The organism is Micromonospora sp. NPDC085948, assembly GCF_040686315.1.
In the GTDB taxonomy this organism is placed as follows: Bacteria; Actinomycetota; Actinomycetes; order Mycobacteriales; family Micromonosporaceae; genus Micromonospora.
The window spans coordinates 61,118-73,922 of record NZ_JBFBJW010000004.1 but is presented as its reverse complement, the minus strand read 5'-3'; the positions used below and the strand labels follow the sequence as shown (position 1 = coordinate 73,922).

Below are 12,805 nucleotides of genomic sequence, written 5' to 3'. Positions count from 1 at the left end.
CACACGTCGCGCTGACCAGTCAGGCTAGGCTATCCCCGACGTGTCGTCGCCACCGTGGAGATTCCCGTGAAGCTTTCAATCCTCATGCCGGTCTTCAACGAGGAAGAGCGCATCGCGGACGCCCTCAAGCAGGCATTGGCAGTTGACTATCCGTGCGAGATCGAGCTGGTCGTCGTCGACGACGGGAGCCGGGACGGCACCGGTGAGGTCCTCGGTCGCGCCGACGACGCACGCCTGCGGGTCATCACCCACCAGCGCAACGCCGGCAAGGGTGCCGCCATCAAGACGGCCGTCGACAGCGCGGAGGGCGACTACATGGTCATCCTCGACGCCGACCTGGAGTACGACCCGCAGGACATCCCCAAGCTGCTCGCCCCGGTGCTCGACGGGCGGGCCGAGGTGGTCTACGGCAACCGCACCTTCGGCAGCCACAGCGCCTACAGCTTCTGGTACGTGATGGGCAACAAGGGCGTCACGATGGCGGCCAACGTGCTGTTCAACTCGTACATCGGTGACCTGGAGACCTGCTTCAAGCTGATGCCGGTGGCGCTCTACCGGTCGCTGCAGGTGCGCTCGCGCGGCTTCGGCATGGAGGCCGAGGTGACCGGCAAGCTGCTGCGCCAGCGGATCCGGCCGTACGAGGTGCCGATCAGCTACCGGGCACGTGGCCGGGAAGAGGGCAAGAAGATCACCTGGAAGGACGGCGTCGAGGCGATCTGGATCCTCGGTCGCGAGCGCGCACGCCGCCGTCCCGCCACCTCAGCCGCGCGTTGAGCCCAGGAACGCGCTGATCGAGCGCCGGAGACCGGCGGCGTCCAGGCCGTGCCACCGGATGTGGTCGGCCGGGCTTCCGTAGCGCCGTAGGTCGGTCTGACCCACCCCGAGCGTGAGCAGCCGGTGCGGCACGTCCGCCATCGCCCGGCTGACGATCGCGCTCGACGTGCCCGCCAGGTACGGCTCGACAAGCACCACGTCGGTCCCGGCGAGCGCCCGCAGCCCCGCGGTGTCGAACGGTCGGGGCGTGTGGGTGTACGCGACTGTCACGTCCATTCCCTCGGTCGCCGCCAACGTGGCATCGAGCATCGGCCCGACGGCCACCACCAGCGGCGCGTTCGTCCCGCCCTGCCGCAGCATCCGTAGCCGGTCCGCGTTCGGGTGCGCCTCGGCGTTGCGCTGCTCACTGAGCCGCAGGTAGACCGGGTCGTCGCTGGCCGCGGCGTGCCGGAGCAGCGGCGCGACCTCGTCCGGGTGGCCGGGCACCCGCACCGTCCAGCTGTCGCCGAGAGAGTCGAAGAGGGCCACGTCCCCCGGTGACTGGTGGGTCCGGCCTTCGGCCGACCCGTCGTACGACGCGCCGATGCTGACCAGGACCGCGCCCACCCCCTGGTGGTCCAGATCCAACTTGATCTGCTCGTACGCCCGGTCCACCAGGAACGTCGCGTACGAGTGCACGATCGGGCGGAGCCCGGTCAGGGCGAGCCCGCCGGCCACACCGATCATGAGTTGCTCCCGGATGCCGACGTTGAGCACCCGATCCGGGTGCCGTCGAGCGGCCGGAGCGAACTGACTGGCCGAGATGTCGGCCACGACGAGCGCGGTACGCGGATCCTCGTCGAGGAGCGTGGCGGTGCTGTCGATGAAGGCCGCACGCATGGCGGTCACCCCTTGCTCTCGATGCGGGCGACCACCAGGTGTGGCCGTTGTGGGCGGTGCCCGGTCAGCGCCCGGTACAGGGCGGTGTGGTCCCGGCCGTCGACGGTGTCGGCGGTCCAGCCGTTGACCGTGAAACGGCTGGCGATGCCACCCGACCAGCCGTGGGTGGACGACGAGTTGTCGACCACGATCGCGGTGAGGCTCTCCAGGCCGGTCGCCCCGGCGTACGCGATCGCCTCGTGGTTGGATCCCTCGTCCAGTTCGGCGTCGCCGAGCAGCACGTACACCCGGGGGGTGTGCAGCCCCTGGGCCCGCAGGCCGAGGGCGGTGCCGACGGCCAGCCCGAGGCCGTGGCCGAGCGAGCCGGAGCCGATCTCGACCCCGGGCACCAGCAGCCGGTCCGGGTGGTGGCCGAGCCGACTGTGTGGCCCGGCGAGGTCGTCGAGCCAGGCCTCCGGGAGAAAGCCGTGCGCGGCGAGCACCGCGTAGTAGGCGGCCGGCCCGTGTCCCTTGGAGAGCAGGAACCGGTCCCGCTCCGGGTCGTCGACGGTGTCCGGGGTGACCCGCAGCACCTGGTCGTAGAGCACCTGGAGCACGTCGATGGTGGAGTGCGCACTGGGTGCGTGCTTCTCGTCGCCGGTCAGTCGTCGGATGAGCCCGGGGAGCCGGGACCCGGTGTCGGTGGGCAGTGTGGTGGTCATGCCACTACTGTGTGACTTGAAGTGCACTTCAACTCAAGGACCTGGTGATGCAGGATCTGCTGACGATCGGCGAGTTGTCCGCCCGCTCCGGCGTAGCGCCCTCGGCGCTGCGCTACTACGAGCGGCTCGGGCTGATCCGCGCCGACCGTACCGGCGGCAACCAGCGCCGGTACGCCCGCGCCGAGCTGCGCCGGGTCGCCTTCATCCGGATCTCCCAACAGGTCGGCGTCTCGCTCGACGAGATCCGGGCGGCGTTGGAGTCGCTCCCCGAGGCCCGCACGCCCAGCCCGCAGGACTGGGCGCGGCTCTCCGCGAGCTGGCGGGGCCGGTTGGACGAGAAGATCCGCCTGCTCACCAACCTCCGCGACGACCTGGACGGCTGCATCGGCTGTGGCTGCCTGTCCCTGCAACGCTGCACGCTCAACAACCCGGGTGACGCGCTGGCCGGCGAGGGGCCCGGCGCCCGCCTGATGCTGCCCCGACCGACTGACGACACGCTCGTCTGACGCCCCTCACCCGCGCGTGAGGAGCACCTTGCCGAAGTGGTCGTTCGACTCGACGAGCCGGTGCGCCGTCGCCGCCTCGCTCATCGGCACCCGCCGGTCCACGATCGGTCGGACCGTGCCGGCCTCGATCAACGGCCACACCTCGTCCCGTACGCCCTGGACGATCTCCGCCTTCTCGGCAGGCGGTCGGGAGCGCAGCGACGTCGCGGTGACACTGGCCCGCTTCGCCACCAGCGCGCCGAGATCCAACTCGCCCTTGCGCCCACCCTGCATCCCGATCACCACCAGCCGGCCGCCGGTGGCCAGCGCGGAGACGTTTCGGCCCAGGTAGGACGCGCCCATGATGTCCAGGATGACGTCCGCGCCCCGACCGGCAGTCGCCTGCCGGACCTCCTCGACGAAGTCCTGCTCCCGGTAGTCGATCGTGTGGGACGCGCCCAGCTCCCGCAGCCGGGAGTGCTTGGCCTCCCGGGCGGTGGTCAGGACCGTCGCGCCGAGGGCCGCCCCGAACTGGACCGCGAAGGTGCCGATCCCGCTGCCCCCGCCGTGCACCAGCAGCGTGTCACCCGCGCCGAGCCGACCCACCTGGATCAGGTTCGACCAGACCGTGCAGGCCACCTCCGGCAGCGCCCCGGCGTCCACCGGGTCGCAGGCCGGCACCGGCAGCAACTGCCCGGCGGGAACCGCGACCCGCTCGGCGTACCCGCCGCCGGCCAGCAGCGCGCACACCTGCTGCCCGACCGCCCACCCGGCGACCTCCGACCCGACCTCCGTGATCACCCCGGAGCATTCCAACCCGGGGTACGCGGACGCGCCCGCCGGCGGCGGGTAGTGCCCCTGCCGTTGCAGCAGGTCAGCGCGGTTGACCCCGCTGGCTCGCACATCCACGATCACCTCGTCGGGGCCCGGCTCCGGGTCGGGCACCTCGGCCCAGATCAGCGCGTCGGGTCCACCGGGCTGCGGAATGGTGATGGCTCGCATGCGCCCAGTCTTCCCGATCTTCCCGGGTGCCGCAGGCGCAACCGCAAGGCCACAGTGGACGGCCCGGACGGGCTGGTCACCGCGTTCGGGGAGGGACGTCGGGCCGCCCGGCGGAAGCCGTGGCAGACTGTGCGTGGCCGTACGCCCGCGGGTGGCGGCCCAGGAGGGTTCGCCTAGTGGCCGATGGCGCTGGTCTTGAAAACCGGTAAGGCAGCGATGTCTTCGTGGGTTCGAATCCCACACCCTCCGCCCATCTGGACAGCAAAAACGCCCTTTGACCAGCGCAAAGCTGGTCGAGGGGCGTGTCTGTGTGCGGTGAGTCCGGCCCTCGATCCACTTCCGCGCGGCCTCGTCCTGTCCGTCGACGCATGAGGCGTAGACCCTGCCCAGGGAAACCTGTGCCGACAGCGGCAAGTGCCCTCGCTGGCGCCGCTCTTGCGGATGTTCGGCATGGTTGACTTTGACGTTACGTCAACCTCTAACCTTCATTTCACACCGACGAGTTGAAGGGGTGAGTGAGGTGGATTGGTCGATCCAAGACCTCGCGCGCATGGTCGGAACGACCAGTCGCACCCTGCGCCACTATGGCGACGTCGGTCTGCTTCGGCCGAGCCGGCTCGGCCGCAACGGGTACCGGTACTACGACCAGGAGAAGCTGCTCCGGTTGCAGAGGATTCTGCTGTTGCGGGAGCTCGGCCTCGGGCTGCCCGCGATCGCCGAGGTGCTCGACGGGAGCCAGCACCCAGTCGAAGCGCTGCGCACCCACCTGAAACTGCTCGAGCAGGAGCGTGAGCGGATCGGGAGGCAGATCGAGTCGGTGAAGACGACCCTGCGCAAGACGGAAGGAGGTGAACCACTCATGCCTGAGGAGATGTTCGACGGTTTCGACCACACGCAATACGAGCGGGAGGTCACCGAACGGTGGGGCCGAGAGGCCTACGCGAAGGGTGACCGGTGGTGGCGCTCACTCAGCCCGGCTGAGAAGCTGGCGTTCCAGCAGCGCCAGATCGAGATCGGGCGGGACTTCGGCGCGGCGCACCGCGCCGGGGCGGCGGCCGACAGCGACCAGGTGCAGGCGATCACCCAGCGGCTGTACGACTGGCTGTCGGGGAGTTCGACGACCCCGACCAAGGAGTACTTCACCGGGCTCGGCGAGCTGTACGTGTCCGACCCGCGCTACACGGCGGCGTTCGACAACGCCGAGAACACCGCCGGCACCGTGACGCTGATCCGCGATGCGATGCACGTTTACGCCGAGCGCAACCTGTAACAGGGCTTTCGGGATGCCGGGGTGTTCGGGCCGTACGGATGCGCGGTTTCCTGGATACCGAGCGCAGACAGGTCCGTCACTCCGGCGGGTCGGCAGGCCGTCGATCCGCGCGGATGGTCTCGTCGGCCAGTCGTTCGATCGCGCGCCGGCGTTCCCGGGCGAGCGACTGCTCGTCCGGCTTGCGGAGCGCGGTCACGACGGCGACCAGGAAGTCACGCCAGATGCTCAAGAAGTTCCCCCGTGGACGTTGCGGCGATGATCGTATCCGCGCGGGTGGTCCCGACAGTGCCCCAACCGGTCGTTGGCGGCCCTGGAACGGGGTAAGAAGGGGCTGATATCTCCGCACACCGGAAGGACGCGTTCTGATGACCCTGGAACGACCGATCGCCCCGGACCCGTACGAGCTGCTGCCGACGCTGCCCTCGTTCACGCTGACAAGTGACGACGTGCAGAACGGTGAGCCGATGGATGCCCGGCACGCGCATGGCAGCACCGGGGGTGACAACGTCTCGCCGCAGCTCGCCTGGTCGGATTTCCCGGCCGAGACGAAGAGCTTCGCGGTGACCTGCTACGACCCCGACGCGCCGACCGGCAGCGGTTTCTGGCACTGGGTGCTCGTGAACGTGCCGGTCGAGGTCACGCAGTTGCCCAGCGGCGCCGGTGGCGCGGCCGGCACCGACCTCGGTGGGGCGTTCGCGGTCCGCAACGACTACGGCGAGCAGGGTTACGGCGGTGCGGCCCCGCCGGCCGGCGACCGCCCGCACCGGTACGTCTTCGCGGTGCACGCGGTAGACGTCGACCGCTTGGACCTGACCCCAGAAGCCAGCCCCGCCTACGTAGGCTTCAACCTGACGTTCCACACCCTGGCGAGGGCGGTAATCCGCCCCACGTACCAGATCAAGGACTAACCCGGGAGGGTGGGCAACGCCGCCCAGTCTCGTCGATCATGGAGTTGTGGTGGGCGACAAAAAGCCTGGCAAGCGCCAAATCAGGCACCACAACTCCATGATCGACCGGGCGGGCCTGCTACGGGGCCGGGGTTAGGCTGGGACGCGGGCCACGGCGAAGACCGACTGGCCGAACGGGGGGCGGACGAGCTGCTCGGCGGCCTTGGTGGCGGGCAGGACGAGGGTGTCGTACACCTTGACCATCGGGCCCTCCTTCGGCATCAGCCGGAAGACCTTGGTGGCCATGAAGTAGCCGATCAGCCCCAGCGCGTTGGCGTAGTGCATCTTCTCGATGGTCAGCCCGGCCTCGGTCATCGCCGCGCCGAGCGTCTTCTTCGTGTAGCGGCGGACGTGTCCGGTGGCGATGTCGGCCGGACCCATCGCGAACTGGAACGCCGGCACGATGATGATCACGGCACCGCCGGGTCGGACCAGGTCGCGCATGCTGCTCAGCGCGCCCACGTGGTCCTCGATGTGCTCCAGGACGTTGTACGAGACCGCGGCACTGTAGTCGCCCCGGTCGTTGTGGGGCAGCAGCATCTGCCGGACGTCGATGTTGGGCCGGTCGGCGAGACGCTCCTTGAGCTGCACCAGCCGATCCGGGTCGGCCTCGGTCGCGGTGAACCGGGGCAGCAACTCGGACCACTCCAGCGCGTAGTCACCGAGGCCGCTGCCGATCTCGATCGGGTCGTCGCCGAGGTACGGCAGGGCCAGTTCGATGAACCAGCGACGGTGGTTGACAGCGGTCGCCAGGCCTTCCAACACCTCGGACTGAACGCGCTGATCCCCAGTGATTTCTGCCATGCGTCGATTCCTCACGATATGAACTCGACCCGTGCCTGGACCGACAGAGTGAATCATCCGCTGGGACGGCAGAAGAATCGGGGCATCGGGGGTGGCCGAATTATGGTCGGGGGTGGGTTCGTGATCGGCGGTCGGCGAACCCGGCACATAGTACGGCAGTACCCCGAAACATGTCACGGCAGCGCCATGCCCTGACTACTCTGGGAATTGTCATGACTACTCCTGAGCCGGACTCGCCCAGCGACAGCGACGGTCCGGCCGTGGTGCCGTCGGTGCAGGGGGAGTCGGGTCGCGTCCGGCCTCCCCGCAGGGGTAAGTGGTCCGATCTGGTCGCCGTGCTGAGCTTCGTGGTGCTCGGCCTGTGGGTGACCGCCCGGCTCTGGTTGGACCCAGGTAGTGGTGTACGGGACAACCAGTCCGATCAGTCACAGTTCGAATGGATGATGGCCCACGGTGCGCGAGTCGTCACGCACTTTGCGTATCCGTTCCATTCCAATCAGATGAACGTCCCGGACGGCGTGAATCTGATGGCCAATACGTCCGTCTTATCCGTTTCGCTCCCACTGACGCCGGTCACCCTGCTGCTGGGGCCGAGAGTGGCATTCCTGGTCTTTCTCACCGTCGGCATGATTGCCACCGCCACCGCCTGGTATTTCCTGCTCTCCCGGGTCCTGATCGGCAGCCGCGGGCCGGCGTGGCTGGGCGGTGGCTTCTGTGCGTTCGCGCCGGCCATGGTGTCGCACGCCAACGGGCACCCGAACATCGTGTCCCAGTTCGTCGTCCCGTTGATCATCTGGCGGACCCTGCGACTCGGCGAACCGGGCCGCTGGCTCCGCAACGGGCTCCTCCTCGCGCTCGTGATCGTCTGGCAGGCCTTCCTCAACCTGGAGATCCTGCTGATGACCGCGATCGGGCTGGGCCTGGTCATCGGCGTACTCGCCCTCGGTCGCGCCGAACTACGCTCGCGTATCCGGTCCTTCCTCGCCGGCCTCGCCGTCGCGGCCGGGCTCGCCGCGCTGCTGCTGGCGTACCCCCTGTACGTGCAGTTCTTCGGACCGGACGCGTACTCCGGGCTGTCCCGGCTGATCCGCGGCTACTCCAGCGACCTGGCGTCGTTCGTCGCGTACTCCCGGGAGGCGCTCGCCGGCAGCCCGCGCACCGCCGCCGGTCTGGCCAAGAACCCGACCGAGGAGAACAGCTTCTTCGGCTGGGCGTTGCTGGTGCTGGTGATCGCCCTGGTCTGGTGGTTGCGGCGCTCGGTCGTGGTGCTCGCGCTCGCCGCGCTCGGGCTGCTCTTCGCGGTGCTCTCGCTGGGCCGGGAGGTCCGCTTCGACAACCGGGGTACGGGGGTGCCGGGACCCTGGGCGGCGCTGGAGAACCTGCCGATCCTGCACTCGGTGGTGCCGACCCGGTGGGCGTTGGCGATCACCCCGATCATCGGGCTGCTCCTCGCCTACGGCGCCGAGCGTGCCCGCGAGCTGGCCGGCTCGCACCCGGCCGCCAGGGGGCAGGTCCGTTTCGTCACCGCAACAGTGCTCACGATGGCCCTGTTGCCGATCGTCCCCACTCCGCTGCCCGTGACCCACCTCGACCCGGTTCCCACGTTCGTGACAAGTGGGGCCTGGCGTCCGTACGTGACAGGTGGGCGCAGCGTGGTGACCCTGCCGTTGCCGGACAGCACCTACGCGGAGCCGCTGCGATGGGCTGCGGAGACCCGGCTGGACCTGCCCTTGGCCCGTGGTTACTTCCTCGGTCCGGACACCCGCCCGAGCGCCGATCCCCCGCGCGTCGCGTTGTTCGGTGCCCCGCCCCGCCCCACCAGCAGCTTCTTCGCCACCATCAGGCGTACCGGGGCGGTGCCGCCGATCACCCCGCAGGCACGGGTCCGAGCGGTCGACGATCTGCGCTTCTGGCGGGCCGGGGTGGTCATCCTCGGGCCGCACGAGCACGAGACCGCGCTGCGTCGGGGGATGACCGAGCTGACCGGGATCCAGCCGGCCCGCACCGGGGATGTGTGGGTGTGGGACGTCCGGTCGCTGACCGACTGAGCAGTGCCGCCCAGCCCGGCCTAGCGGACGCAGCAGCCCTGGCAGACCTTCGGCCGGGGCAGGGTGAAGGCGAGGCAGCAGGTGCGGCGTTGCACGGTCGGCTCGCCGGTCGGCCCCGGCACCAGCTCGATCAGGTCGGCCAGGTCGAGCGCGCCGAGCAGCGTGTCGATGCTCTGCACCGTCGAGCCGGGCAGCCCGTCGGCGGCCCGCAGGATGCCGTGGGCGATGCCGGAGGCGACCGAGCCGAGCAGCGTCCGGGTGCCCACCCGAACCTCCGACTGGATCGCCGTGATGAGCGGTGCGAGGTGCGCGTCGAGCAGTGACGCGCGCAGCGCGGCCAGCAGCTCCGTCTCGTCGGCGACGACCCGCACCTCCGGCAGGCCGGCGAGAGCCAACGGGTCGTTCGGCAGCACCGCGACGGTGGTCCCCCGACGCAGACCCATGGTGAGCAGCTGCCGGTGGTCCTCGAAGTGGATCAGCACGTCGGCCGGATCGACGAGCGGCACCCGGCGGGCGGAGGCCCAACCGAGCACGACCGGCAGCGCCGTCCAGTAGCTGTACGACTTCCAGGCCAGCGCCGCGCACGCGTGCGGGGTGCCACCCCAGCGGACGGCGGCGCCGCGCAGCAACTCCGGCAGCCGACTGCCGTCGATCAGGGTGGTGGCGGGCGCCCAGCCGAACTCGTCGTCGACGACAAGGCCCCGGGCGAGCCCGGGAACGTCGTCGGTGCCGAACATGGCCCGGAGCGCTGCGGTGACGGGGGCGAGCGGCGTGGTGGAGACCTCGCGCCGTGGCATCACCGCTGTCACCTGAGTCGTCCCCTGTCTGTGTGACCGAGGAGTGCGCCCCGGCGGACGGACCAGTGCCGTCCTGAGCTAAGGCTAGCCTAACCAAGCCCCGGACCGTAAGGGAAGGCTCACCTTGGTCACATCCCAGACGCCCAGGTCACTCCGTATCCGACGGGAGTAGCGCTTCGCGTACTACCCGGAGTCAGTGCTGGGAAACGCCGCCGCACAATCGATGGTCATCGGTGGATTGTCAAGCAGTGTGTCGAAAAGATGCCAGTTGCGTGTGTACTCGGGCACGGAACGTGAAACTTATAGCCCCGGCCACGAGGAAGCCGATGACGACCTCACCCCTCGAACGGGCTGCCGACTCCTTCGCGGCCGAACTCGCCAGGCAACGGACCGGGCGCGGGCTGTCCAAGAAGCAACTGGCCGTCCTGATGGGGTTCGACCCGTCCTACGTGAGCCACGTCGAGGGGCGCCGACACCGCCCGACCGAGGACTTCGCCCGCCGCGCGGAGGCCGTCCTGGAGGCCAGCGGCGCGATCTGGCAGCGCTTCCGGGAGTACGACGACCTGCGGCACGCCCGGTCGGGTCAGCCATACCGCGAGTCGCACCCGCCCGGCCAGTGGCTGCCACCCGGCACCGGCCTGGTCGTGGAACGGGAGCTGGCCACCCTCACCCACACCGACGACGACTACCGGTGCGTCATCCACCGTGAGTTGTACAACGCCGGCACCGAGCCGGTCACCCGCTACCTGGTCCGGGTCGCCGTCGACCGCTTCCCGAACGACCCCGGCCGCTCCAACCGGCACCACCGGGAACACCCGCTCACCTTCGCCGAGCTTCAGCTACAGGCCCGCCGAGACGACGGCGGCGGCGACCCGGAGCCGATGCACTGGCGAGCCAAGCACGATCGGGACGCGTTCAAGGAGATCTGGCTGCTCTTCGAGAACGGGGAGCGACGCTTCCCCCTCTACCCGGGCGACCGGGCCACCATCGAGTACGCCTACAGCGTCGGGCACGAGAAGTGGGGTCCCTGGTTCCAACGAGCCGTCCGACTGCCCACCCGGCAGCTCGCCGTACGCCTGGATCTGCCCGCGGCGCTCGACCCGCAGGTCTGGGGGGTGGAGACCTCGCTCAGCGCGGAGGAGGGCCCGCTGCGGACGGCGCCGCAACGCCACGACGAGGGCGACCGGGCGATCTACGACTGGCAGACCGACGACCCTCCGCTGAACGCGCGCTACCGGATGCAGTGGCGGTTCCGCGCCCGCCCGGACACCGAACCGGACATCGGCCCCGGTGGCACCCGGATCCGACCCAGCGACCGGATGCGCGGCCTCGGCATCGTGCAGCGCGGAGACGACCTGCTCCGGCAGCGCGCCCGCCCGTTCGACCTGCCCGGCGAGGAACACGTCGCCCGGGATGTGGTCGACCGGCTCACCACGGCCCTGGCCCGGCTCGACGAACTGCACCCGTTCAGCAAGGGAGTGGGCGTCGCCGCGCCGCAGTTCGGCATCGGCCGCGCGGCTGCCGTGGTGCGGCCCCCCGACCGGTCGGCGGAGCCGGTCGTGTTGCTCAACCCCCGGGTGGTCGACGCCGACCCGGAGACCGACGAGCAGTACGAGGGCTGCCTGTCCTTCTTCGATCACCGAGGTCTGGTGCCCCGGCCGCTGCGCCTGGACGTGGAACACGCCCAGTGGGACGGCAGCCGGATCATCACCTCGTTCGAGTTCGGCATGGCCCGGCTGGTGGCCCACGAGATCGACCACCTGGAGGGCCGGCTCTACGTCGACCGGATGGCACCCGGCGTGCCGCTGGTGCCGGTCGAGGAATACCGCGAGACCGGGCACCCCTGGCGTTACTGACGAACGAGGGGACCGGGGCGCGTGCCCCAGGGGGCAGGGGCACGCGCCCCGGTGTGGGGGGAGGAACGTCTAGAGGTCACCGAAGGTGTCGTAGCGGATGCGCGGCGGCGGCACCTCGTCCGCGGCGAGCACCCGCAGCGTGGACCGGACCATCCGGGCCGAGCCGGAGACATAACAGTCGTGCGCGGTCCACGGGCCGTACCGGGCCACCACCTCCGGGATGTCACCCAGCTCACCGTCGAAGTCCGGGTCGTCGCTGCACGCCGCGGTCACCGACAACCACGGGTGTACGGCGACCAACTCCTGCAACCCGGCCAGGCCGTACAGGTCCGCTGCCTGCTGGGCGCCGTAGAAGACGTGCACCCACCGGGTGCGGTTGAAGGTGGCGAGATCCTCCACGAGCGCCTTGATCGGCGCCAGGCCGACCCCGCCGGCCACACAGAGGATGTCCCGTTCCGAGGTGCGGTCCAGGGTCATCGACCCCATCGGCGCCGCCAGGCGGAGCAGGTCGCCCGGCCGCACCCGACGCACCAACGCGCCGGACACCCAACCGGCTCCCGGCGACCGCACGTGGAATTCCAGCACGCTGTCGTCGTTGGGCGCGTTCGCCACCGAGTAGTTCCGCCACTCCCGGGGGTGGTGGCGCGGCACCTCCAGGCTGACGTACTGCCCAGCCTGCCAACGCAGTGGATGCTGCAACGCCTGGCAGGTCAACACCGCGGTGTCCGGACCGTAGCGCTTGTGGGTCAGCACCTCGGCGTGCCAGAACGGCGGCCCGTCGTCATCCGCCGCCCCGGCGACCATCAGGGCGGCGACCGCCTCGTACGCCTCCCGCCACGCCTGGTCGTACTCCAGGTTCCAGCCGTCGCCGGCGATCCGGCGCAGCGAGTCCAGCAGTGCGGTGCCCATCGTCGCGTAGTGCCTCTCGTCGACGTGGTACTTCCGATGGTCGCGACCCAAACCCCGGAGGAACTCGGCGAAACTCTCCGGATCGTCGACCGTGTGGATCGCCCTGATGATCGCTTCCAGCAGCCGGTCGCCCTGGCCGGTCATCTGCACCGGGAAGAGGTGCCGCAGGGCGGGGTCGAGCAGGAACACCCGGGCGTAGAAGTGCTCGGTCAGGCGGGCCCGATCGTCCTCGACCAAGGTCCAGCTCTCCTTCAGCAACCGTGCGAGGTTGTCCACGGGGCGCTCCTCCTCCAGTCGGCAGCGGATCGGGCGCCCATAGAATCTCCACGGAGA

At 70.0% G+C, this 12,805-nt stretch carries 13 protein-coding genes and 1 tRNA gene; 7 read left to right on the top strand and 7 right to left on the bottom strand.

From position 1 onward, the window contains the following. The first annotated feature begins 66 nt into the window (after nt 1-66). On the top strand, nt 67-774 hold the full coding sequence (locus tag AB0O48_RS12780; protein ID WP_357242650.1) for a glycosyltransferase family 2 protein: 708 nt from the start codon (nt 67-69) through the stop codon (nt 772-774). Here the strand turns inward: AB0O48_RS12780 and AB0O48_RS12775 are convergent. Further along, entirely contained in the window at nt 760-1,653 is an 894-nt protein-coding gene (locus tag AB0O48_RS12775; RefSeq protein WP_357572936.1) for a transketolase, read from the bottom strand. The genes AB0O48_RS12780 and AB0O48_RS12775 overlap by 15 nt on opposite strands. 5 nt (nt 1,654-1,658) lie before the next feature. Next, the gene (locus AB0O48_RS12770) at nt 1,659-2,354 is read right to left on the bottom strand and encodes a transketolase (RefSeq protein ID WP_357242644.1); all 696 of its coding nucleotides are present in this window, start codon (nt 2,352-2,354) and stop codon (nt 1,659-1,661) included. Nucleotides 2,355-2,401: 47 nt separating this feature from the next. Here AB0O48_RS12770 and soxR point away from each other — a divergent pair, with 47 nt between their 5' ends. Then, nucleotides 2,402-2,860 (top strand): redox-sensitive transcriptional activator SoxR, encoded by a 459-nt coding sequence (gene soxR / locus AB0O48_RS12765; protein ID WP_357242641.1) that lies wholly within the window; start codon nt 2,402-2,404, stop codon nt 2,858-2,860. A 6-nt stretch (nt 2,861-2,866) separates the two neighbouring features. Here the strand turns inward: soxR and AB0O48_RS12760 are convergent, their stop codons facing one another. After that, on the bottom strand, nt 2,867-3,841 hold the full coding sequence (locus AB0O48_RS12760; protein WP_365065288.1) for an NAD(P)H-quinone oxidoreductase: 975 nt from the start codon (nt 3,839-3,841) through the stop codon (nt 2,867-2,869). Nucleotides 3,842-4,003: 162 nt separating this feature from the next. Here AB0O48_RS12760 and AB0O48_RS12755 point away from each other — a divergent pair. Both AB0O48_RS12755 and AB0O48_RS12750 read left to right on the top strand, forming a co-directional pair. Further along, nucleotides 4,004-4,090: transfer RNA gene (locus tag AB0O48_RS12755), tRNA-Ser, on the top strand. Between the two features lie 262 nt (nt 4,091-4,352). Further along, on the top strand, nt 4,353-5,111 hold the full coding sequence (locus AB0O48_RS12750) for a TipAS antibiotic-recognition domain-containing protein (RefSeq protein ID WP_357242635.1): 759 nt from the start codon (nt 4,353-4,355) through the stop codon (nt 5,109-5,111). Between the two features lie 76 nt (nt 5,112-5,187). Here AB0O48_RS12750 and AB0O48_RS12745 read toward each other — a convergent pair whose 3' ends face one another. Further along, nucleotides 5,188-5,340: a hypothetical protein gene (locus AB0O48_RS12745; protein WP_357242631.1), complete on the bottom strand. Its 153-nt coding sequence runs from the start codon at nt 5,338-5,340 to the stop codon at nt 5,188-5,190. Between the two features lie 136 nt (nt 5,341-5,476). On the opposite strand from AB0O48_RS12745, the gene AB0O48_RS12740 reads away from it, so the two are divergent. Then, nucleotides 5,477-6,019, top strand: coding sequence for a YbhB/YbcL family Raf kinase inhibitor-like protein (locus tag AB0O48_RS12740; protein ID WP_357242629.1), 543 nt, complete (start codon nt 5,477-5,479; stop codon nt 6,017-6,019). Nucleotides 6,020-6,151: 132 nt separating this feature from the next. Here AB0O48_RS12740 and AB0O48_RS12735 read toward each other — a convergent pair whose 3' ends face one another. Further along, nucleotides 6,152-6,862 carry a class I SAM-dependent methyltransferase gene (locus AB0O48_RS12735; protein ID WP_357242626.1) on the bottom strand — a complete coding sequence of 237 codons (711 nt, stop codon included), beginning with the start codon at nt 6,860-6,862 and terminating at the stop codon, nt 6,152-6,154. Between the two features lie 212 nt (nt 6,863-7,074). Between AB0O48_RS12735 and AB0O48_RS12730 the strand changes: the two genes are divergently transcribed. Continuing rightward, complete coding sequence (locus tag AB0O48_RS12730; RefSeq protein WP_365065282.1) at nt 7,075-8,910, top strand: hypothetical protein; 1,836 nt, start codon at nt 7,075-7,077, stop codon at nt 8,908-8,910. Between the two features lie 20 nt (nt 8,911-8,930). On the opposite strand, the gene AB0O48_RS12725 is transcribed toward AB0O48_RS12730, so the two are convergent. Then, complete coding sequence (locus AB0O48_RS12725) at nt 8,931-9,707, bottom strand: hypothetical protein (protein ID WP_357242620.1); 777 nt, start codon at nt 9,705-9,707, stop codon at nt 8,931-8,933. Nucleotides 9,708-10,033: 326 nt separating this feature from the next. On the opposite strand from AB0O48_RS12725, the gene AB0O48_RS12720 reads away from it, so the two are divergent. Then, nucleotides 10,034-11,563, top strand: a complete 1,530-nt coding sequence (locus tag AB0O48_RS12720; RefSeq protein ID WP_357242617.1) for a peptide deformylase — start codon at nt 10,034-10,036, stop codon at nt 11,561-11,563. Nucleotides 11,564-11,632: 69 nt separating this feature from the next. On the opposite strand, the gene AB0O48_RS12715 is transcribed toward AB0O48_RS12720, so the two are convergent. Continuing rightward, a complete protein-coding gene (locus tag AB0O48_RS12715; protein ID WP_357242614.1) occupies nt 11,633-12,748 on the bottom strand; it encodes a globin domain-containing protein in 1,116 nt (371 codons plus the stop codon). Nucleotides 12,749-12,805 lie beyond the last annotated feature (57 nt).

Bases quoted from the DNA above. Each gene is read 5' to 3' on its own strand.
- AB0O48_RS12775 (WP_357572936.1), bottom strand. From the start codon at position 1,653: ATGCGTGCGGCCTTCATCGACAGCACCGCCACGCTCCTCGACGAGGAT.
- AB0O48_RS12770 (WP_357242644.1), bottom strand. From the start codon at position 2,354: ATGACCACCACACTGCCCACCGACACCGGGTCCCGGCTCCCCGGGCTC.
- soxR (WP_357242641.1), top strand. From the start codon at position 2,402: ATGCAGGATCTGCTGACGATCGGCGAGTTGTCCGCCCGCTCCGGCGTA.
- AB0O48_RS12760 (WP_365065288.1), bottom strand. From the start codon at position 3,841: ATGCGAGCCATCACCATTCCGCAGCCCGGTGGACCCGACGCGCTGATC.
- AB0O48_RS12740 (WP_357242629.1), top strand. From the start codon at position 5,477: ATGACCCTGGAACGACCGATCGCCCCGGACCCGTACGAGCTGCTGCCG.
- AB0O48_RS12735 (WP_357242626.1), bottom strand. From the start codon at position 6,862: ATGGCAGAAATCACTGGGGATCAGCGCGTTCAGTCCGAGGTGTTGGAA.
- AB0O48_RS12730 (WP_365065282.1), top strand. From the start codon at position 7,075: ATGACTACTCCTGAGCCGGACTCGCCCAGCGACAGCGACGGTCCGGCC.
- AB0O48_RS12725 (WP_357242620.1), bottom strand. From the start codon at position 9,707: ATGCCACGGCGCGAGGTCTCCACCACGCCGCTCGCCCCCGTCACCGCA.
- AB0O48_RS12720 (WP_357242617.1), top strand. From the start codon at position 10,034: ATGACGACCTCACCCCTCGAACGGGCTGCCGACTCCTTCGCGGCCGAA.